A 19,800-nucleotide genomic window follows, 5' to 3' on the forward strand; every position below is an offset into this window, starting at 1 on the left:
TGCTGCCTGCACAAGGCAGCTACGAAGAGACGATGCAGTAGGAGAGCCGGCGTGAGCTTGAGGATCGTTGTCTGTGTGAAGTACGTGCCCGACGCCACCGGCGACCGGCACTTCGCCGAAGACCTGACCGTCGACCGTGACGACGTGGACGGCCTGCTCTCGGAGCTCGACGAGTACGCGGTCGAGCAGGCGCTGCAGATCGCCGACGAGGCGGACGACGCCGAGATCACCGTGCTGACCGTGGGCCCCGAGGACGCCAAGGACGCGCTGCGCAAGGCGCTGTCCATGGGCGCCCACAAGGCCGTCCACGTCGAGGACGACGACCTGCACGGCACCGACGCGCTGGGCACGTCGCTGGTGCTGGCCAAGGCTCTCGAGCACGTGGGCTACGACCTGGTCATCTCCGGCATGGCCTCCACCGACGGTGGCATGGGCGTGGTCCCGGCCATGCTCGCCGAGCGCCTGGGCGTGCCGCAGGTGACGCTGCTGTCCGAGGTCGCCGTGGCCGACGGCAAGGTGACCGGCCGCCGTGACGGCGACGCCGCGAGCGAGCAGCTGGAGGCGTCCCTCCCGGCCGTCGTGTCCGTCACCGACCAGTCCGGCGAGGCCCGTTACCCGTCCTTCAAGGGCATCATGGCCGCCAAGAAGAAGCCGGTGGAGTCCCTGGACCTGACCGACCTCGGCCTCGAGGCGGAAGAGGTCGGTCTCGAAGGCGCCTGGACCAAGGTCGACGAGGCCACCGAGCGCCCGGCCCGCACGGCCGGCACCGTGGTCAAGGACGAGGGCGAGGGTGGCAAGCAGCTCGCCGGGTTCCTCGCGGGCCAGAAGTTCATCTAGCGGCGGCTCCGGACCCCGCGGCGCGTCCGCGAAGGCTCCCGGTCCCCACCGCGGCTGAGCTTCCGTCAGCCCGTACGAACCGTCATCCGCCCCTTTTTCTGCGCAGGAGTCCCATCCCATGGCTGAAGTTCTCGTCTACGTCGACCACGCGGACGGTGCCGTCCGCAAGCCCACCCTCGAACTGCTCACCCTCGCCCGCCGCATCGGCGAGCCCGTCGCCGTGCACCTGGGCGCCGGTGCCGACGCCGCCGCGCAGACGCTCGGCGAGTACGGCGCGGTGAAGGTCCTCACGGCCGACGCGTCCGAGTTCTCCGACTACCTCATCGCGCCCAAGGTGGACGCCCTGGAGGCCGCGTACAAGGCCGTCTCCCCGGTCGCCGTGCTCGTCCCGTCCTCCGCGGAGGGCAAGGAGATCGCGGCCCGCCTCGCGGTCCGCATCGGCTCGGGCATCATCACCGACGCCGTCGACCTGGAGGCCGGTGCCGAGGGCCCGGTGGCCACGCAGTCCGTCTTCGCGGCCTCGTACTCCACCAAGTCGCGCGTCACCAAGGGCACGCCGGTCATCACCGTCAAGCCCAACTCGGCCGCCCCGGAGGCCGCGGCGGCCGCCGGTACGGTCGAGCAGCTCGCCGTCTCCTTCGGCGAGAAGTCGACCGGCACCAAGGTCGTCTCCCGCACCCCGCGCGAGTCGACCGGCCGCCCCGAGCTGACCGAGGCCGCGATCGTGGTCTCCGGTGGCCGTGGTGTCAACGGCGCCGAGAACTTCTCGCTGATCGAGGGCCTGGCCGACTCGCTCGGCGCGGCCGTCGGCGCCTCGCGCGCCGCCGTCGACGCCGGCTGGTACCCGCACACCAACCAGGTCGGCCAGACCGGCAAGTCGGTCTCGCCGCAGCTGTACATCGCGGCGGGCATCTCCGGCGCGATCCAGCACCGGGCCGGCATGCAGACCTCGAAGACGATCGTCGCCATCAACAAGGACGCCGAGGCCCCGATCTTCGACCTGGTCGACTACGGCGTGGTCGGCGACCTCTTCGAGGTCGTCCCGCAGCTCACCGAGGAGGTCAAGTCCCGCAAGGGCTGACCCCGTCCACCCGTGAGGCCCCGTACGCGCAGGCGTACGGGGCCTCACGGCGTCTCCGGCGCCGAGATCTCCGGCTGGGCTGTTGACCTTCCGCCGGGCCGTCGCTAACTTCGCTGCACGGACAGGGAATTCCGGTCAGCGGAAATGTGGAGGGCGGCGCATGGGGCAGCACCGGACGGTCGCGACAACCTTCGACGAGGCGCTGAAGGGACGCATCGGGGCCTCCCTGGCCGACGTCGACGCCGACCTCGCGCGCCGCTATCCCGGTGACCCGGGCACCCGTCAGCCCGTCCACACGGTCTATGTCCCCGCCGACGCCTTCGCCCCCGACACCGTGCGTTCCTGGGGCGATCAGGCGCTCGCGGCTCTCGACGCCCACGCCCCCGACGCCGCCGCGCTCGCCGCCGTCCTCGGGATACCCGCCGGCCTCGCCGGACCCGTGTACGAGCGCGTACGGGCCAAGCTGGAGCGCGAGCCCGTGGAGGACCTGCGCATAGACTTCGAGGACGGCTACGGGCCGCGCCCGGACGCCGAGGAGGACGCGGCCGCCGCGCGGGCGGCGCGGCTGGTGGCGCGGGCGTACGAGAACGGCACGGCGGCCCCGTACATGGGCATCCGCATGAAGTGCATGGAAGCGGCCGTGCGCGACCGGGGCATCCGCACCCTCGACATCTTCCTCACCGGGCTGATGGAGGCGGGCGGGCTGCCCGCGGGGCTGGTGCTCACCCTCCCCAAGATCGCCTACGCCGAGCAGGTCACGGCGATGGTCCGGCTGGCCGAGGAGTTCGAGAAGGCGCGGGGCCTCGCGGCCGGGCGGATCCGCTTCGAGATCCAGATCGAGACCACGCAGGCGGTCCTGGGCGCCGACGGCCGGGCCACCGTCGCCCGGATGATCGACGCCGCCGGGGGCCGCGCGACCTCGCTGCACTACGGCACGTTCGACTACAGCGCCTCCTGCGGGGTGGGCGCGGCGCAACAGTCGCCCGACCACCCGGTGGCCGACCACGCCAAGGCCGTCATGCAGGTCGCGGCCGCGGGCACCGGGGTCCGGCTCTCCGACGGCTCGACGAACGTCCTGCCCGTCGGCCCGACGCGACAGGTGCACTACGCCTGGCGGCTCCACCACGGGCTCGTACGCCGGGCACTGGAGCGTGCGTACTACCAGGGCTGGGACATGCATCCGGGCCATCTGCCGACCCGCTACGCGGCCGTGTATGCCTTCTACCGCGAGGGGCTTGCACAGGCTGCCGCGCGACTGACGGCATATATGCAACGCGTGGGTGGCTCCGTACTGGATGAACCCGCCACGGCCAGGGCACTCAGCGGCTATCTGCTGCGGGGGCTGGACTGCGGAGCGATCGACAGCGCCGAAGTCACCGGGCCGACCGGGCTGACGCGCGTGGACCTCGACCTGCTGGCGGGCCGGGCAGGATAGCGATCAGCTCTCGGCGGGCGGCAGTTCGCCGGAGCCGCGCACGATCAGGCGGGTGGGGAGCTCCACCCGCCGCGGCGCCTCCACCACTCCGTCCAGCCGGCGGAACAGCCGCTCCGCCGCGGTGCGTCCGAGCCGCGCCGCGTCCTGGGCGACGACGGTGACGCCGGGGGAGAGGAGGTCGGCGAGCTCGAAGTCGTCGAAGCCGACGAGGGCGACCGGGCGGGCCGCCGCGGCGATGACGCGCACGGCGGTGACCGTCACACGGTTGTTGCCCGCGAACAGGGCGGTCACCGGCCGCGGTCCGCAGAGCATGGCCTCCGCCGCCGCCCGGACGCGCTCGGGGGCGGTCGGGCCGAGCGACACCCAGCTCTCGTCCACGGGCAGCCCGGCGGCCCCCATGGCGGCGCGGTAGCCGCGCAGCCGCTCGGTGGCGGTGTGGATGTGCGGCTGGTCGCCGATGAAGCCGATGCGGCGGTGGCCGTGGGCGACGAGGTGGGCGACGCCGTCGCGGGCGCCGCCGAAGCTGTCGGAGAGCACGACGTCCGCGGCCGTCCGCCCGGCCGGGCGGTCCACGAAGACGGTGGCGATGCCCGCCGCTATCTCGGGTTCCAGATAGCGGTGGTCGTCGCCCGCGGGAATGATGATCAGGCCGTCGACGCGGCGGGCGCAGAAGGCGAGCGCCAACTCCCGCTCGCGGTCGGGGTCCTCGGCGCTTGAGCCGTTGATGAGGAGGGCGCCGTGGGCGCGGGCGACCTCCTCGACGGCGCGGTTGAGCGGCGCGTAGAAGGGGTCGGCGAGATCCTCGAGAACCAGTCCGATGGACGCCGTACGGCCCTTGCGGAGGATGCGGGCGCTGTCGTTGCGGCGGAAGCCGAGCGCGGTGATCGCGTCCTGCACGCGCCGCTCGGTGTCCGGGGTGACGCCCGGCTCGCCGTTCACCACCCGGGAGACGGTCTTGAGGCCCACCCCCGCGCGCGCCGCCACGTCCTTCATGGTCGGGCGGTTGCCGTAGCGGTACTGCGGGCTGGTCTGGGCCACGATGGCTCGTTCCTTTGTGTGTCACGGCTGGCGTCGAAGCGTGGGGGTGACGTCGAGCATAGAGCCTGGACAACGTTGTCAACTCTGGGGAGACTGGCGTCCGCACACCCTTTCGCCGCTTGTGGATCAGGAGATACCGCACCAAATGCACACCGATCGCTCCGGCCTCGTCGCGGCTCTCGACATCGGCGGCACCAAGATCGCGGGAGCGCTGGTGGACGACGGCGGGCGCCTGGTCGTCCGCGCCCAGCGGCCGACGCCCGCACGGGAGGACGCCGCGACGGTGATGGGTGCCGTGGCGCAGGTGCTGGAGGAACTCGTGCGCGCCGCCGAGTGGCCGCGGGTACTGGCGGTGGGCATCGGCAGCGCGGGCCCCGTCGACGCCTCCCGCGGCACGGTCAGCCCGGTCAACGTGCCGGGCTGGCGCGCCTTCCCACTGGTCGCCGAGGTGCGCGAGCGGGCGGGTGGGCTGCCGGTGGTGCTGGTGGGCGACGGTGTCGCCATGACCGCGGCCGAGCACTGGCAGGGCGCCGCACGTGGCCGCGCCAACGCCCTGTGCATGGTCGTGTCCACCGGAGTCGGCGGCGGTCTGGTCCTCAACGGACGCCTCCACACCGGACCCACGGGCAACGCGGGCCACATCGGGCACATCAGCGTCGACCTCGACGGCGACGCCTGCCCCTGCGGGGCGCGCGGCTGCGTGGAGCGCATCGCCAGCGGCCCCAACATCGCCCGCCGCGCGCTCGACACGGGCTGGCGTCCGGACCCGGGCGGCGACCGGAGCGCGGCCGCCGTCGCGGCGGCCGCCCGCGCGGGGGACGCGGTGGCACGCGCCTCCTTCGAACGGGCCGCGCAGGCTCTCGCGGCCGGCATCGCGGCGACGGCCACCCTGGTCGAGATCGAGGTGGCGGTCATAGGCGGCGGTGTCGCGGGGGCCGGGGACGTCCTCTTCGCCCCGCTCCGCGAGCGCCTGCGGGACTACGCGACGTTGTCCTTCGCGTCGGGGGTCGAGGTGCTCCCGGCCCGGCTCGGCTCCGACGCGGGGCTGGTGGGCGCGGCGGCCGCCGCGGCGCAGGAACTGGGGCTCTGGACGCCGCCCACGAGAGGCTGACACCCAGGGGTGGAAGTCCGGCGCGGGGGTATGCGCGGGAAGCGGTGCCGGGGACGCGGGCCGGCCGTGCGAAGCGTGAACCCGGCCGGGCCGGCGCGGTGGTGACACCGGGGAGGCGGTGGGCTGCGGCCGGACTGACCGGCGCGGCCGAGGGTGCGTAACGGGCGGAATCCGGCCTTCAGTGGCCGACCGGGGGCCGGGCGCCGCACCATGCCGCTCGCACGCGTTTCCGTGGCAAGGTGTTCCGGGCACTTCACAGGGGTCTACGGAGAAGGGGGAACCGTGATCGTCTGGCTGAACGGCGCGTTCAGTACGGGGAAGACCAGCACGGCGAGAGAGCTGACCGAGCTGATTCCCGGCAGCACCCTCTACGACCCTGAGGTGATCGGCGGAGCCCTGCGCCATCTGGTGCCGCCGAAGAGGATGGGCGAGGTCGGCGACTACCAGGACCTGCCGATCTGGCGGCGGCTGGTCGTGGACGCGGCGGCGGCCCTGCTCGCCGAGGTCGGCGGGGTGCTCGTGGTCCCCATGACCCTGCTGCGACAGGAGTACCGGGATGAGATCTTCGGAGCCCTCGCCTCTCGTCGCATCTCTGTTCGGCATGTGCTGCTGACGGTTGACGAAACGATACTTCGGGCGCGTATCGCGAACCGTGAGGAGTACGAGGACGACCCGGAGCGCAGCGAGAGCGTCCGGCGCTGGGCGCTGGACCACATCGCCCCCTACCACGCGGCGCTGCCCTGGCTCCGCGCCGACGCCTTCGCCGTGGACACCGGCGGGCTGACACCGCGCCAGGTCGCCGAGCAGGTCGCGGAGGCCGTACGCGGCGGCAGCGCCGCCGCCTGCGAGATCGTCCAGACCCCTGAACCCACGGCCGAGACCCTCGCCGCCGGGGTGCTGCTCTTCGACGAGGAGGACCGGGTGCTCCTCGTCGACCCCACCTACAAACCGGGCTGGGAATTCCCCGGCGGGGTGGTCGAACCGGGCGAGGCGCCCGCCCGCGCCGGGATGCGCGAGGTGGCCGAGGAGATCGGCATCGAACTCCCCGAGGTGCCAAGGCTGTTGGTCGTCGACTGGGAGCCGCCGAAGCCGCCCGGCTACGGCGGCCTGCGGTTCCTCTTCGACGGCGGACGGCTGGCGGCGGCCGAGGCGCACCGGCTCCTGCTGCCCGGCTCCGAACTGCGCGGCTGGCGCTTCGTCACCGAGAGCGAGGCGGCGACCCTGCTGCCGCCCGTGCGGCTGAGCAGACTCCGGTGGGCGCTGCGCGCCCGAGAACAGGGGCGCCCGCTCAATCTCGAAGCGGGCGTCCCCGTCGGCTGACGGCCCATGGTCCGCCAGGGCGTCAGCGCTTGCCGGCCGCGTAGTTGACGAGGAAGAGGGCCTCGGTCAGGGAGAGCCGCTCCAGCTCCTCCGGGGAGACGCTCTCGTTCACCGCGTGGATCTGGGCCTCCGGCTCGCTCAGCCCGATCAGCAGCATCTCCGCCTCCGGGTAGAGGGAGGTGAGGGTGTTGCACAGCGGGATCGAGCCGCCCATGCCGGAGATCTGCATCTCCTCGCCCGGGTAGGCGACGCGCATCGCCTCGGCCATCGACGCGTACGCCGGGCTCTCGGTGTCGGCGCGGAACGGCTGGCCGTGGCCGACCTGCTCGACCGAGACCCGCACCCCCCACGGCGCGGCCGCGACCAGGTGCGCGGTCAGCAGCTTCGCGGCCGTGGCCTCGTCCGTGCCCGGCGGGACCCGCAGGTTCAGCAGCGCCTTGGCGCTCGCCTGCACGGACGACGTGGCGCCGACCACGGACGGGCAGTCGATGCCCAGGACCGTGACGGCCGGGCGCGCCCAGACGCGGTCGGCCACCGTGCCGGAGCCGATCAGCTGTACACCGTCGAGGACCTTGGCGTCCTTGCGGAAGTCCTCTTCCGGATACTGCAGTCCCTCCCAGCGGGCCTCCGCGTCCAGGCCGTTGATGACCGTCGAGCCGTCCTCCGCGCGCAGCGAGTCCAGGATGCGGATCAGCGCCGCCAGCGCGTCCGGCGCGGCCCCGCCGAACTGGCCGGAGTGCAGATTGCCCTCGAGCGTGTCGACCTGGACCACCAGGTTCGACAGGCCGCGCAGCGTGGCGGTGACGGTCGGCAGGCCCACCCGGAAGTTGCCCGCGTCGCCGATGACGACGGCGTCGGCGGCCAGCAGCTCCGGGTGCGCCTCCGCGTACCGCTCCAGGCCGCCGGTGCCCTGCTCCTCCGAGCCCTCGACGATCACCTTCACGGTGACCGGGACACCGCCGTGCGCCTTCAGCGCCCGCAGTGCGGTGAGGTGCATGACCACGCCGCCCTTGCAGTCGGCGGCACCGCGCCCGTACCAGCGCCCGTCGCGCTCGGTCAGCTCGAACGGCGGCGAGAGCCAGGCGGCCTCGTTCAGCGGCGGCTGCACGTCGTAGTGCGCGTAGAGCAGCACGGTGGGGGCACCCGCCGGGCCCGGCAGGCAGCCGTAGACGGACTGGGTGCCGTCCGGGGTGTCGAGGAGGGCCACATCCTCCAGGCCCTCGGCGCGCAGGGCGTCGGCCACCCAGTTCGCCGCGGCCTCGCACTCGCTGCGGGGGAACTGGGCCTCGTCCGCGACCGACTTGAAGGCCACCAGCTCGGCCAGCTCGGCCCTGGCGCGGGACTGCAGTGAGGCGACGGTCGCCGCCAGCGCGGCCGGGGCCGGCCGGTGCTGGCGGGTCGAGGGCTGCTCCATGGAACGCTCCTTGGGGGCGCGGCGTTATCCGTACATACAGGCGATTGCGCTGCTGATCCTCCCACGGCCACCGCCGGACGTGCCCGCGGCCTTCCCGCGGCAGGGCGGCCGAGCGGCGGGCCGTAGGATGCGGACGGTAGCCGTAACCGGTGATCGAGCGGGAGTAACAGCACAGGTGAGCAGCGACAACGCAGCCCAGGACGCGGGGCGGGACGCAGCCGAGGGCCAGGAGCCGGTGTGGGACGTCGTGGTGGTGGGCGCGGGGCCCGCGGGGGCTTCGGCGGCCCACGCGGCAGCTTCCGCGGGCCGCCGCGTGCTGCTCCTGGAGAAGGCCGAACTGCCGCGCTACAAGACCTGCGGCGGAGGCATCATCGGCCCCTCGCGTGACGCGCTGCCGCCGGGCTTCGAACTGCCGCTGCGCGAGCGTGTGCATGCCGTCACCTTCTCTCTGAACGGGAAGCTTTCGCGCACCCGCCGTTCCAAGCGGATGCTCTTCGGGCTCATCAACCGGCCCGAGTTCGACGCCGGCCTGGTCGAGGCCGCGAAGAACGCGGGCGCCGAGGTGCGCACGGGCGTGACCGTCTCCCGGGTGGAGCAGCACGGCCCCGCGGTGCCCGACCGGCGCACCGTCGCCGTCGTGCTCGGCGACGGGCGGACCGTCCTGGCCCGCGCGGTCGTCGGCGCCGACGGAAGCGCCGGGCGGATAGGGGCTCATGTCGGGGTCGAGCTGGAGCAGGTCGACCTCGGCCTGGAGGCCGAGATCCCGGTGCCCCCGACGGTCGCCGAGGACTGGGCGGGCCGGGTGCTCATCGACTGGGGGCCGATTCCCGGGAGTTACGGCTGGGTCTTCCCCAAGGGCGACACCCTGACGGTCGGTGTGATCTCGGAGCGGGGCGACGGCTCGGGCACCAAGCGCTATCTGGAGGACTTCATCGCCCGCCTCGGCCTGGCGGGCTTCGAACCGAGCATCTCCTCCGGGCATCTGACCCGCTGCCGCTCGGACGACTCGCCGCTCTCCCGCGGCCGGGTGATCGTGTGCGGCGACGCGGCGGGACTGCTGGAGCCGTGGACCCGCGAGGGCATCTCCTTCGCCCTGCGCTCTGGCCGTCTGGCGGGGGAGTGGGCCGTCCGCATCGGCGAGGCGCAGGACGCGGTCGACGCCCGTCGCCAGGCGCTCAACTACGCCTTCGCCATCAAGGCCGGCCTGGGTGTGGAGATGGGCGTCGGGCGCCGGATGCTCGCCCTCTACAAGCGGCGCCCCGGGCTCGTCCACGCCGCCATAACGGGCTTCCGCCCGGCGTGGCAGGCGTTCGCGAGGATCACCCGTGGCACGACCACGCTCGCCGAGATCGTGCGCACGCACCCGATGGCGCGACGCGTTCTGTCCTCGGTCGACCGCGCCGGGGCCCCGACCGCCCGCTGACGACGCTCGCGGGGTGTGAGCCGGGCAGGCCGACGCGGTCTGCCCGGCGGACCGGGACCGGTCCGCCTCCACGTGGCGGCGTGCCGGGTGCGCCCCCGCCCCCTGCTCACCCCCGTGTGCCCACCCCCGGCGTCGTCGTTATGCGGAAGACGGGGTGCCGTGGGGCGATCCGCCGGATCTCCTCGTCGGGGGACTTCGCGGTCACCCCGTCGAAGAACCGGCCGACCTCCCAGCCCCAGCGGCTCAAGTAGGCCCGCAGCAGCGGGACTTTCTCCTCGTCGGGCACCTCCACCGCGGTGAAGGACGAGGTGCTGCGCCCGACGCGGAGCCGCCCGTCGCCCGCGGCCCGCAGATTGCGCACCCACTGCCCGTCGCCACGCGCGGACACGAGGAAGCGCCCTCCCTCCGCGTCGAGCGGATTGACCGGGACCGTCCGCCACTCGCCGCTGCCGCGGCCCCGTACCGACAGCTCCGCCGACCCCGCCAGGCTCAGGCCCCGCCGTGCCAGCCAGCCGACGGTGCCGTTGACGAGCCGTGCTTCCAGCCGTCCGGGCTTGATGTAGTGCGCCATGGGATACCCCCGGTCTCTCGGACCATTGTGAGAGCGGTGCTCTCGCTTGAGATCAGTGTGCGCGCTTCTTCGCATCGGCGCAAGAGCACTGCTCTCGTTTCTGGCTGTTGCTCCCGACGGCTGGCAGACTGGCCCCATGAGTGCGATCAGAGGCGCCAGAGAGCGGGCCCGCAGCGAAATCACCGCCGCGATCAAGGACGAGGCGCGCCTCCAGCTCGCACGGGACGGCGCGGCCAAGCTGTCCCTGCGCGCCGTCGCCCGCGAGCTCGGCATGGTCTCCTCCGCGCTCTACCGCTACTTCCCGAGCCGCGACGACCTGCTGACCGCCCTCATCGTCGACGCGTACAACGCGGTGGGCGCCGCCGCCGAGACCGCTCTCGCCACCGCCGACAGCGACGACCCGACCGTCCGCTGGACGGCCGTCTGCCGCGCCGTCCGCACCTGGGCCCTCGCCCACCCGCACGAGTACGCGCTGATCTACGGATCGCCCGTCCCCGGCTACACCGCCCCCCTGACCACCGTCGAGCCCGCCGGCCGGGTCGCGCTCGCCCTGCTGTCCATCGCCCGCGAGGCCCACGCCGACGGCAGGCTCGCCGTCCCGCCCGTCGACCCCCTGCCCCGCACCGTGCACACCGACGTCGAGCGGCTGGCCGCGGAGTTCGCCCCGGGGCTCCCCGCGCCGACGACGGCCGCGCTCGTCGCCGCCTGGGCCCAGCTCTTCGGGCTGATCGGCTTCGAACTCTTCGGGCAGTTCAATCAGGTCGTCGAGGCCCGCGACGCGTTCTTCGCGCACGCCGTCCGCGGTCTGGCCCACCAGGTGGGGCTCACTACTCCCCAGGAAGCAGACGCGGTCACCACGCGCGGCTGACGCCGCGCGCCCCACCGCCGACCAGCTTGGCCGTATGGGCAGTGAGGGACGGGCGCCGTGGGCGCGGGAGCGCGGCGCGGGATCGCCCTGGGAGCGCTGGTTCGCCCGCTCGACGCGGCGCCTGCCCTGGCGCTCCACCCTCGCCGTCGCGGCCCTCCAGCAGATCGGCGGGCACTACGCCGCGCTGGACCAGCCCGGCAGGGTGCCGCTCGACTCCCTCGCCCGGGTCCTGCTCACCGCCGGGCCCGCCTTCCTGCTGATCCGTCACCGCCACCCACGCGTCGCCGTCTTCGGCACCTCCCTCGTCACCCTGCTCCATCTCGGTGGCGGCTACCCCTACGGTCCCGTCTTCGCCAGTGTCGTCATCGCCTGCTTCACCGCGATCGTCGCCGGTCACCGCCGCGCCGCCTGGTACGCGGTCGGCCTGCTGTGGGCCGGTCATCTCCTCATCGCCCACTGGGGGCGTGACGCGCCGCCTCATCGCCGAATTCGCCGCCCGCTCCAAGGAACCCTCGGCCGCCGTCGGCCTGTCGGAGCTGACCGACCGCGAGCGCGAGGTGATGACGCTCGTCGGCATCGGTCTGTCCAATGACGAGATCGCCCGCCGCCTCGTCGTCAGCCCCCTCACCGCCAAGACCCACGTCAGCCGCGCCATGGTCAAGCTCGGGGCGCGGGACCGGGCCCAATTGGTCGTTCTCGCCTATGAGTCCGGACTGGTCCGCCCCGGCTGGCTGGGCTGAACGGCCCGTGGGGCACGCCGGGCGGGCGTCAGAACAGCGACTCCGGGCCGGCCGGATCCGGTATGCGCACCGACACCGTCGTCCTCGCCCCCGGTGCCGCCGCCAGCAGCGGCCAGCCCGCGAGCTGCCGGGCATCCACCAGCAGGAGCCGTCCGTCCGCCGCCTCCAGATACACATCCGGTCCGGCCACCGCGGCGACCGTGCCCGTCATCGTGCGCCCCGCGGACAGCTCCACCAGGCAGTGACCCGGGCCGATCCGGTCCAGGTGGAACGCCTCGTCGTGGTGCACCGGCGCGAAGGCCCGTACGGCCAGGGACTCCGGCAGGGTGCCGAGACCGCACGCCCGCTCGTGCAGCGCGGCCAGCTCCGCGGTCCGCTGCTCGCGCGGTGGCACCGGGTGGCGGGCGGCGCGCTTGGCCGCGTACGGAAAGCGGTCAGGTACCGCGAGCGCCGCGCCCAGCACGGCCTCCGCCCGGCGGGCGGCCATCAACGGGCCGCGCCCGAGCAGCGCGTAGGACAGCGCGGCCTGTTCGAGCAGCCGGACGCCTTCGCGCTCGGCGGCGGTGATACCGACCTTGATCAGCCGCGGCCCGAACCACGCCAGATAGACGTCGTACGGCCGGGGATCGTCGACGGCCGTGTCGGCGGCCACGGAGTGCGAACGGTCCAGCCGCGCGCACTGCGGGCACTGCGCCGAGACCGCCGCGCCGGGCACCTCCGCGTCCGTCGGGCACGGGGTGCGCCGACCGCCTCTGCGCACGCCGACGCACCGCCGCGCACCGCCCGTCGTGAACGCCAGCGGCCGTCCGGGCGGCAGGGGCGAGGAGCGCATCCCATGGACCGGATGCAGCCAGGCCAGCGAGGGTCCGGACGGTGCCCAGCGCAGCCCGGCGCACCGCCACTCGTCACGCACCTCGCCCATGCCCACCCCGCCCTTTCCGTTCCCGGGCGGACGTCGCTCCCTGACGGCATCCGCACCCTCCGAGACCCGTCCGGCGCGCCCGGATGTCTCTCTTTCGGATTGTGTCAGCGACCACTGACAACGCCCCGCGCCGCTACCGCGCGGCGGCCCGCACCACGTTCCGCGTCCCGTACGCGATCACCGCCGCCGTGCCCGCGAGGCCCGCGACCGTGGTCAGGGCGAGCGGCAGGGACCAGGTGTCCGCGAGGAAGCCGATCGCCGGAGGGCCGAGCAGCATGCCGCCGTAGCCGAATGTGGAGGCGGTGGCGACCCCGCCGGGACCGGCCAGTTCCCCGGCCCGGCCGATCGCGACCGGGAAGATGTTGGCGAGGCCGAACCCGGTGACGGCGAACCCCACGAGGGCGGCCCAGACCGTCGGGGCCAGCGAGCCGAGCAGCATGCCCACGGCGGCGGCCGCGCCCCCCGCGACCAATGTCCTGGTCTGGCCGAGGCGTTCGAGGAGCACGGTGCCCGTGAGGCGTCCGAGGGCCATGGTGAGCGCGAAGACGGAGTAGCCGACGGCCGCGAGGCCGGCCCGGGCGCCGAGGTCCTGCTGGAGGTGGAGCGCGCCCCAGTCCGCGAGCGCGCCCTCGCCGTAGGCGTCGCACAGCGCGATCAGTCCGAAGACGGCGACCAGCCGGCGTCCGCGCCCCGCGCCGGAGCCGGGCGCGGACGCCGGGGCACGCCGCTCGGCGCGCGGTGCCGGGTGAGCGAGGAGAGCACGGCCCGCCGCCGCGCTGACGACCAGCCCGATCACGGTCAGGAGCAACAGGTGGCTGGTGGCGGACAGCTGCCCCGCGACCAGCCCGCCCAGGCCCGCGCCCAGCATCCCGCCGAGGCTGAACGCGGCGTGGAAGCTGGGCATCACGGGCCTGCGGAGTGCCGCGACGAGGTCGACGGCCGCGCTGTTCATGGCGACGTTGATGCCGCCGTAGGCCGCGCCGAAGACGAGGAGCACCAGCCCGAGTGCGAGCGCCGAGTGGGTGAGCGGCGGCAGGGCGATCCCCAGGGACAAGAGCACCCCGGCGGCGACCGTCACCGGGTGGCTGCCGAACCGGTGGCACAGCCCAGCCGGCCTGTCACGGTCATGGTGGCGACCGCACCGGCGGACACCCCGAGCAGGGCCAGTCCGAGGTCGCCCGCGGAAGCGCCGGTCTGCTCCTTGATCGCGGGGATGCGGACCACCCAGCCGGCGAAGAGCAGGCCGTCGAGGGCGAAGAAAAGGGTCAGGGCGGTACGCAGGCTGCGGAGGGCGGGATCGACGGGTATCGGGTCCTGTCGGCCCCGAATGGCCGTCCGTATTTTGTTCAGCGTCGGCACAAAGTCAGAATAGGGGCGTGACCCAGACTCGGACAACACGTTTGGAACGGGGCCGCGGCGCCCTCGGCCCGGCCTTGGAGCTCGTGCACACCGGCCGCGCCCCCACGCGCGCCGTCCTCACCGCCGAACTCGGCGTGACCCGCGCGACCGCCGGCGCCGTCGCCGCCGAGCTGGAGGCCCTCGGCCTGATCCAGGTCGACGCGCGGCCCGGCGCGGCCGCCGGTTCCCAGGGGCGGCCCTCGCACCGGCTCGCCATCGCCCCCGGCGGCCCCGTCGTCCTCGCCGCGCAGATCCACGCCGACGGCTTCCGGGCCGCCCTCGTCGGGCTCGGCGGCCGGATGATCGCCACCGCTCCCGGCTGCATGACCGTGCCCGCGGATCCGTCGCACATCATCGACGCCGTCGTCGAGGCCGGTGCCGGACTGCTGCGCGCGACGGGCCGCCGCTGCCTCGGCGCCGGACTCGCCGTCCCTTCGGCCGTCGCAGAACCGGAGGGCACGGCACTCAACCCGCTGCACCTGTCCTGGCCGGCCGGCGCCCCGGTCCGCACCCTCTTCACCGAGGCCCTCGCCAAGGCGGGCGTCCCCGGCGCCGGATCAGCCCCCGCCACCGGTGTCACCGGCAACGACGTCAACCTCGCCGCCCTCGCCGAACACCGCCACGGAGCCGGCCGTGGCGCCGAGCACCTGCTGTGCGTCGCCACCGGCCACCGCGGTGTCGGAGGCGCCCTCGTCCTCGACGGACGGCTGCACACCGGTAGTTCGGGCCTCGCCCTGGAGGTCGGCCACCTCACCGTCAACCCCGCTGGCATGCCCTGCCACTGCGGCAGCCGAGGCTGCCTCGACGTCGAGGCGGACCCGCTCGCCTTCCTCACCGCGGCCGGCCGCGCGCCCGGCCCCGAGGTCTCCCTGCTCCAGCAGTCCCGCGAGCTGCTCCGCACGGAGTACGCCGACCCGTCCGTACGCGCCGCCGCCGAGCTCCTCATCGACCGGCTCGGCCTCGGGCTCGCCGGACTGGTCAACATCCTCAACCCCGACCGCGTCATCCTCGGCGGACTCCACCGCGAACTCCTCGACGCCGACCCCGAGCGCCTCCGCGCCGTCGTCGCCGACCGCAGCCTGTGGGGCCGCAGCGGCAGCGTGCCCATCCTGCCCTGCACCCTCGACCACAACAGCCTCATCGGCGCGGCGGAAGCGGCCTGGCAGCCCGTGCTGGACGACCCCCTGGCGGCGCTCGACTGACCCTGTGCACGACCACGCGCGTGCGCGCACGCGTGGAGGGTCGAAAACGCGAACGGGGGGAGTACGCGGCCCGCCGCCCGTACTCCCCCCGAGGCAGGCCGGCGGCCGTCGGCCGTACGACGACGCGCGCGCCCGCCGCGAGCAGGCTCGGTGGTGACAAGGAACCGTCACCACCGAGGAGCTGAACCCTCATGAACAACCTCGCGCAATCCTGGGCCGACGGCGGGCCCGGCCCCTGGATCCTCTTCTTCCCGCTGGTCTGGGCCGTCGTCGTGGTCGGCGTCGTCACCCTGCTGCGCCGCACCGTGTGGCGCGCCCGCCGCGCCCCCTGGCACGTCCGGCCGACAGCGGCCGAGAACTCGCCGACGGCCGTCCTGGGCCGCCGGTTCGCGGCAGGGGACATCGACGAGGACGAATACTGGCGCCGGATGTCCGTCCTGGAGGAACACTTCGGCATCGGTGGGAAGTCCGGCACACCATGATGGCCGCGCGAACGCGTCCGGCCGCCTCCTGCGGCGGGTCGGCCCATCTCCGTGGTGACGAGCGAGTTGCCGCTCCCGCTGGGGTGAGTGTCTGTGTCCTGTCAGCCGGGGACGGGAGAGCGGTCGTGCAGCGGCACCGTCCGGACGGCCACCAGGGACTCGTCGAAGGCGGGTTCCCGGTGCACCGGGGCCTGGAGCGCGGGCAGTTCGAGGACGGGCTGCTCGAAGGCGATCGTCGTCCGGTCCGACTGCACCGGCCGGGTCGCGGGGGTGCCGGGCACGGGGAGCGTGAACCACACGACCTTGCCGCCGTCGTGACGTTCCTGCACGCCCCAGCTGGCACTGACCGCTGCGATCAGGGCGAGGCCCCGGCCATGGGTGCTGGCGGGGTCCGCGCTGCCGATGCGCGGCAGCCGGGGGTCGTGGTCGCGCACCGAGACCGTCAGCTGGTCCAGCACGAGGTCGATCTCGACCGTGCAGCGCTTGTCCGGCTCCGCGTGCTGGTGAACGTTGGTGAGCAGCTCGGTGACGCCGAGCGCGGCGGGGTCGATGAGCGGGTCGAGATGCCAGTAGCGCAATTGCGCAGATACGATTCTGCGGACCTGGCCGATCCGCGTCGGGAGAGCCTGTAGCTCTACGGTGCAGTGCTTGTTCGGTCGGCTGATCACGGCTGCGACTCCCTGAAGAAGTAGGGCTAGCCTGATGCAGATAGGCGTTCTGAAACGCGCTGGGCGCCGGGCCGGCGAAGGCGGCTGCCGGACCGATCGACAGTGAGGATCCACAGCGTAACGGGCCATGAACCCTCGGTGATGCCGGTACGAGTCAAGGGTCGGCTCTGGCGGTCACTTGCGCAACTTCTGGACCGTCAGTCCCCCGCGTCACTACCCCGGGCGGAGCGGACCGCCTCCAGGAAGCGGCGCACCGCGGACGGCCCCGACTCCTCGGCGGCCTGGTCCCGGCCGCCCAGCCTCAGGACGTAACGCGTCCCGTTCACCCGCGCCCGCGCCCGGTCCCGGGCGAACCACGGGCGGCCCGCCTGGACCGAGTCCACGGGGGCGCTGTCTATCTCCCTGCCATGGCTCGTCAGCAATTCGAGCCTGCCGTCCTTGATCTTCACCTGGCCGGCCCGGGTGAGAGAGCGCAGGGAGCGCTCGATCCGCACCCCGGTCGCGTTGAACTCCGGCTCCGCCACGGCAACCGCCTCCCCGGCTGAATCGTGTGCCCAGTGGGCAGTCTGCCTGTGAGGCGGCTCACGCACCAGTGCCCAATTATGATCGAAACGTCCGAGTGCTCCGCATGGGCCCGGATGAACTGCGTGAGGAGCGCCGTGAACAGCACCGTGCAACCCGGGGCGACGGGCGCGGATCCCGGTTCCGCCACCCCCACCCCCACCCCCACCCTCGACGTGGACCGCAGCGACCCCGTCCACCGCGCCTGGCTCAACGAGGCCGTCCGCAAGGTCCAGGCCGACGCGAACCGTTCCGCCGACACCCACCTGCTGCGCTTCCCGCTGCCGCCCGAATGGGGGATCGACCTCTACCTGAAGGACGAATCCACCCACCCCACCGGCAGCCTCAAACACCGCCTCGCCCGATCCCTTTTCCTCTACGGGCTGTGCAACGGCTGGATCCGCCCCGAGGCCCCCGTCATCGAGGCGTCCAGCGGCTCCACGGCCGTGTCCGAGGCGTACTTCGCCGGGCTCGTCGGCGTCCCGTTCATCGCCGTCATGCCCCGCACCACCAGCCGCGAGAAGTGCCGGCTGATCGAGTTCCACGGCGCGCGGTGCCACTTCGTCGACGACCCGCGGAAGATGTACGAGGAAGCGGCCGCCCTCGCCGAGCAGACCGGCGGCCACTACATGGACCAGTTCACCTACGCCGAACGGGCCACCGACTGGCGCGGCAACAACAACATCGCCGAATCCGTCTACAGCCAGCTCCGGCTCGAACGCCACCCTGTGCCCACCTGGATCGTGGCCACCGCGGGCACCGGCGGCACCTCCGCGACCATCGCCCGCTATGTGCGCTACATGCAGCACGACACCCGCATCTGCGTCGCCGACCCCGAGAACTCCTGCTTCTTCGACGGCTGGAAGAACCGCGACCCCCACGCCACCAGCGACCGCGGCTCCCGCATCGAGGGCATCGGCCGGCCGCGCATGGAACCCAGCTTCGTGGCCGGCGCCATCGACCGGATGATGAAGGTCCCCGACGCCGCGAGCGTCGCCGCCGTACGCGCCCTCGACCGGGCCATCGGCCGCAAGGCGGGCGGCTCCACCGGCACCGGGCTGTGGAGCGCACTCAAGATCGTCGCCGAGATGGCGGACCAGGGCCGGCGGGGCAGCGTCGTCACCCTCATCTGCGACCCCGGCGAGCGCTACCTCGACAAGTACTACTCCGACGCCTGGCTCGCCGAACAGGGCCTGGACATCACCCCGTACGCCCGGGCCATCGACACCTTCCTGAGCTCCGGCCACTGGCCGGACTGAGCCGGACACCGGCCCCGGCGGCCGCGCCCGGGCTCAGGTGCGACCACCGTGCATGGCTGCGAGACGCCGGTCGAGGCTGCGCACCGCGTCACGGAACGCATGCCCGAGGCCCGGCCTCCCCAGCGCGACCGCCAGACGCACCGGAGCGGGACCGTCTACCGCCACCATCCACCGGACGACCGTGCCCGTACCGGCGGGGAGCAACTGCCAGTCCTCCAGCAGGGCCCGGACACCCGGCGCGTTCGTGACGTCGACGCGGTACGCGTAACGCCGGGACGGCTCGTCGGCCAGGACCGTCTCCAGGAACCGCGCACCACCCAGCAGCCGGATCTCCCGGCCGTCGCCCCCGGCCCGCTCCACCCGCCGCGCCACCGTCACCGCGCGGAACCACCGCGCCCAGCCCGGCACATCCCCGGCCAGCGCGGCATGGACCCGCTCGGGCGGCGCCGCCATGCGCGCGACGAACACCAGCCGCAACGGCGCTGCCGCCACGAAGTCGAGCCCCACAGGGCGGAGTCTGCGCGCCATCGTGCACCTCATCGGATCGACCGGCCCACCGCGCCGCACACCCTAACCCCCGCGGCCCCGGATGTCTGCGCCGCCCCCCGCCCGGCCTCAGGCCTCCGCGCTGCCCCGCGAACTCTCGGCCACCACCAGCTCCGGCAGCCGCTCGGCGATCTCCCGACGGGCCCCCGCGGGAAGCCCCGCGTCCGTGACCAACGCGTCCACCTCCTCCAGCGAGGCGAAGGAACTCAGGCCCACCGTGCCCCACTTGGTGTGGTCCGCGACCACCACGACACGCCGGGCGGAGCGCACGAAGTGCCGGTTCGTCTCCGCCTCCGCGAGATTCGGCGTCGACAGCCCCGCCTCCACGGATATGCCGTGCACCCCGATGAACAGCACATCGAAGTGCAGCGAGCGGATCGCCGCGTCCGCCACCGGCCCCACCAGCGTGTCCGACGGCGTACGGACCCCGCCCGTCAGCACCACCGTCGCCGCACCCGGACGCGGCGAGGGCCCCGCGGCCGTCATCGTGCGCTGGGCGCTGTGGAACACATCGGCCGCCCGCACCGAATTCGTCACCACCGTCAGATCCGGGACCTCCACCAACTGCTGGGCCAGGGCGAACACCGTCGTCCCGCCCGCCAGGGCTATCGCACTGCCGTGCGCGGCCATCCTCGCCGCTGCCCGCGCGATGTCCTCCTTGGCGATCAGCTCCAGCGCCGACTTCGCCTCGAAGCCCGGCTCGTGCGCCGTCGCCTCGGCGACCGGCACCGCACCACCGTGCACCTTCTCCACGGCACCCTGCCGGGCCAGCGCGTCCAGATCGCGGCGGACCGTCATGTCCGAGACATTGAGCTTGCGGGTCAGCTCATTGACCCGCACACCGCCGCGCCGCCTCACCTCGTCGAGAATCAGGGCACGCCGCTGCTCCGCCAGGAGATTCTGATGGTCACTCACCGGCCGGTC

Annotated in this window: 18 protein-coding genes and 2 pseudogenes; 11 read left to right on the plus strand and 9 right to left on the minus strand. The window is 73.5% G+C overall.

Annotated elements, in window-relative coordinates:
• Positions 1–51 precede the first annotated feature (51 nt).
• From DXZ73_RS35735 to DXZ73_RS35745, 3 genes are all read left to right on the plus strand, one after another.
• Positions 52–837: an electron transfer flavoprotein subunit beta/FixA family protein gene (locus DXZ73_RS35735; protein ID WP_116215070.1), complete on the plus strand. Its 786-nt coding sequence runs from the start codon at positions 52–54 to the stop codon at positions 835–837.
• Between the two features lie 118 nt (positions 838–955).
• The gene (locus tag DXZ73_RS35740) at positions 956–1,918 is read left to right on the plus strand and encodes an electron transfer flavoprotein subunit alpha/FixB family protein (protein WP_116215071.1); all 963 of its coding nucleotides are present in this window, start codon (positions 956–958) and stop codon (positions 1,916–1,918) included.
• A gap of 160 nt (positions 1,919–2,078) precedes the next feature.
• Positions 2,079–3,353, plus strand: a complete 1,275-nt coding sequence (locus tag DXZ73_RS35745; protein ID WP_116215072.1) for a DUF6986 family protein — start codon at positions 2,079–2,081, stop codon at positions 3,351–3,353.
• A 3-nt stretch (positions 3,354–3,356) separates the two neighbouring features.
• Here the strand turns inward: DXZ73_RS35745 and DXZ73_RS35750 are convergent, their stop codons facing one another.
• The gene (locus DXZ73_RS35750) at positions 3,357–4,346 is read right to left on the minus strand and encodes a LacI family DNA-binding transcriptional regulator (protein WP_116216097.1); all 990 of its coding nucleotides are present in this window, start codon (positions 4,344–4,346) and stop codon (positions 3,357–3,359) included.
• 190 nt (positions 4,347–4,536) lie between these two features.
• Here DXZ73_RS35750 and DXZ73_RS35755 point away from each other — a divergent pair, with 190 nt between their 5' ends.
• Together DXZ73_RS35755 and DXZ73_RS35760 are read left to right on the plus strand one after the other, a co-directional pair.
• Positions 4,537–5,502, plus strand: coding sequence for an ROK family protein (locus DXZ73_RS35755; protein WP_116215073.1), 966 nt, complete (start codon positions 4,537–4,539; stop codon positions 5,500–5,502).
• 282 nt (positions 5,503–5,784) lie between these two features.
• Complete coding sequence (locus DXZ73_RS35760) at positions 5,785–6,822, plus strand: NUDIX hydrolase (RefSeq protein ID WP_116215074.1); 1,038 nt, start codon at positions 5,785–5,787, stop codon at positions 6,820–6,822.
• A gap of 22 nt (positions 6,823–6,844) precedes the next feature.
• On the opposite strand, the gene DXZ73_RS35765 is transcribed toward DXZ73_RS35760, so the two are convergent.
• Entirely contained in the window at positions 6,845–8,236 is a 1,392-nt protein-coding gene (locus tag DXZ73_RS35765; RefSeq protein WP_116215075.1) for a dipeptidase, read from the minus strand.
• A gap of 175 nt (positions 8,237–8,411) precedes the next feature.
• Here DXZ73_RS35765 and DXZ73_RS35770 point away from each other — a divergent pair, with 175 nt between their 5' ends.
• On the plus strand, positions 8,412–9,659 hold the full coding sequence (locus DXZ73_RS35770; RefSeq protein WP_205519297.1) for a geranylgeranyl reductase family protein: 1,248 nt from the start codon (positions 8,412–8,414) through the stop codon (positions 9,657–9,659).
• A 106-nt stretch (positions 9,660–9,765) separates the two neighbouring features.
• Here DXZ73_RS35770 and DXZ73_RS35775 read toward each other — a convergent pair whose 3' ends face one another.
• Positions 9,766–10,230, minus strand: a complete 465-nt coding sequence (locus DXZ73_RS35775) for a nitroreductase family deazaflavin-dependent oxidoreductase (protein ID WP_116215077.1) — start codon at positions 10,228–10,230, stop codon at positions 9,766–9,768.
• Between the two features lie 136 nt (positions 10,231–10,366).
• Between DXZ73_RS35775 and DXZ73_RS35780 the strand changes: the two genes are divergently transcribed.
• Both DXZ73_RS35780 and DXZ73_RS35785 read left to right on the plus strand, forming a co-directional pair.
• Complete coding sequence (locus DXZ73_RS35780) at positions 10,367–11,098, plus strand: TetR/AcrR family transcriptional regulator (protein WP_116215078.1); 732 nt, start codon at positions 10,367–10,369, stop codon at positions 11,096–11,098.
• 461 nt (positions 11,099–11,559) lie between these two features.
• Positions 11,560–11,838 (plus strand): annotated as a pseudogene (locus DXZ73_RS35785) (response regulator transcription factor); the annotation flags it as partial.
• Between the two features lie 28 nt (positions 11,839–11,866).
• On the opposite strand, the gene DXZ73_RS35790 reads toward DXZ73_RS35785, so the two are convergent.
• Together DXZ73_RS35790 and DXZ73_RS35795 are read right to left on the minus strand one after the other, a co-directional pair.
• A complete protein-coding gene (locus DXZ73_RS35790) occupies positions 11,867–12,760 on the minus strand; it encodes a DUF2797 domain-containing protein (protein ID WP_116216098.1) in 894 nt (297 codons plus the stop codon).
• 133 nt (positions 12,761–12,893) lie between these two features.
• Positions 12,894–14,119, minus strand: a pseudogene (locus DXZ73_RS35795) (MFS transporter).
• Between the two features lie 17 nt (positions 14,120–14,136).
• On the opposite strand from DXZ73_RS35795, the gene DXZ73_RS35800 reads away from it, so the two are divergent.
• Together DXZ73_RS35800 and DXZ73_RS35805 are read left to right on the plus strand one after the other, a co-directional pair.
• Positions 14,137–15,360 (plus strand): ROK family protein, encoded by a 1,224-nt coding sequence (locus tag DXZ73_RS35800; RefSeq protein WP_116215079.1) that lies wholly within the window; start codon positions 14,137–14,139, stop codon positions 15,358–15,360.
• A gap of 191 nt (positions 15,361–15,551) precedes the next feature.
• Positions 15,552–15,842, plus strand: a complete 291-nt coding sequence (locus DXZ73_RS35805) for an SHOCT domain-containing protein (RefSeq protein ID WP_116215080.1) — start codon at positions 15,552–15,554, stop codon at positions 15,840–15,842.
• A gap of 101 nt (positions 15,843–15,943) precedes the next feature.
• On the opposite strand, the gene DXZ73_RS35810 is transcribed toward DXZ73_RS35805, so the two are convergent.
• Together DXZ73_RS35810 and DXZ73_RS35815 are read right to left on the minus strand one after the other, a co-directional pair.
• A complete protein-coding gene (locus tag DXZ73_RS35810) occupies positions 15,944–16,510 on the minus strand; it encodes an ATP-binding protein (protein ID WP_116215081.1) in 567 nt (188 codons plus the stop codon).
• A 197-nt stretch (positions 16,511–16,707) separates the two neighbouring features.
• Entirely contained in the window at positions 16,708–17,034 is a 327-nt protein-coding gene (locus tag DXZ73_RS35815) for a hypothetical protein (protein WP_116215082.1), read from the minus strand.
• 147 nt (positions 17,035–17,181) lie between these two features.
• Here DXZ73_RS35815 and DXZ73_RS35820 point away from each other — a divergent pair, with 147 nt between their 5' ends.
• The gene (locus DXZ73_RS35820) at positions 17,182–18,330 is read left to right on the plus strand and encodes a PLP-dependent cysteine synthase family protein (protein WP_275898624.1); all 1,149 of its coding nucleotides are present in this window, start codon (positions 17,182–17,184) and stop codon (positions 18,328–18,330) included.
• A 33-nt stretch (positions 18,331–18,363) separates the two neighbouring features.
• Here DXZ73_RS35820 and DXZ73_RS35825 read toward each other — a convergent pair whose 3' ends face one another.
• Together DXZ73_RS35825 and DXZ73_RS35830 are read right to left on the minus strand one after the other, a co-directional pair.
• Positions 18,364–18,858, minus strand: coding sequence for an SRPBCC family protein (locus DXZ73_RS35825; protein WP_116215084.1), 495 nt, complete (start codon positions 18,856–18,858; stop codon positions 18,364–18,366).
• Between the two features lie 87 nt (positions 18,859–18,945).
• Positions 18,946–19,791, minus strand: a complete 846-nt coding sequence (locus DXZ73_RS35830) for a DeoR/GlpR family DNA-binding transcription regulator (RefSeq protein ID WP_116215085.1) — start codon at positions 19,789–19,791, stop codon at positions 18,946–18,948.
• Positions 19,792–19,800 lie beyond the last annotated feature (9 nt).

Source organism: Streptoverticillium olivoreticuli subsp. olivoreticuli, assembly GCF_003391135.1.
Lineage (GTDB): Bacteria > Actinomycetota > Actinomycetes > Streptomycetales > Streptomycetaceae > Streptomyces > Streptomyces blastmyceticus.

Coding starts and splice junctions, on each gene's coding strand:
- DXZ73_RS35740 (WP_116215071.1), top strand. CDS start 956: ATGGCTGAAGTTCTCGTCTACGTCGACCACGCGGACGGTGCCGTCCGC.
- DXZ73_RS35745 (WP_116215072.1), top strand. CDS start 2,079: ATGGGGCAGCACCGGACGGTCGCGACAACCTTCGACGAGGCGCTGAAG.
- DXZ73_RS35750 (WP_116216097.1), bottom strand. CDS start 4,346: ATGAAGGACGTGGCGGCGCGCGCGGGGGTGGGCCTCAAGACCGTCTCC.
- DXZ73_RS35755 (WP_116215073.1), top strand. CDS start 4,537: ATGCACACCGATCGCTCCGGCCTCGTCGCGGCTCTCGACATCGGCGGC.
- DXZ73_RS35765 (WP_116215075.1), bottom strand. CDS start 8,236: ATGGAGCAGCCCTCGACCCGCCAGCACCGGCCGGCCCCGGCCGCGCTG.
- DXZ73_RS35775 (WP_116215077.1), bottom strand. CDS start 10,230: ATGGCGCACTACATCAAGCCCGGACGGCTGGAAGCACGGCTCGTCAAC.
- DXZ73_RS35780 (WP_116215078.1), top strand. CDS start 10,367: ATGAGTGCGATCAGAGGCGCCAGAGAGCGGGCCCGCAGCGAAATCACC.
- DXZ73_RS35790 (WP_116216098.1), bottom strand. CDS start 12,760: ATGGGCGAGGTGCGTGACGAGTGGCGGTGCGCCGGGCTGCGCTGGGCA.
- DXZ73_RS35805 (WP_116215080.1), top strand. CDS start 15,552: ATGAACAACCTCGCGCAATCCTGGGCCGACGGCGGGCCCGGCCCCTGG.
- DXZ73_RS35825 (WP_116215084.1), bottom strand. CDS start 18,858: ATGGCGCGCAGACTCCGCCCTGTGGGGCTCGACTTCGTGGCGGCAGCG.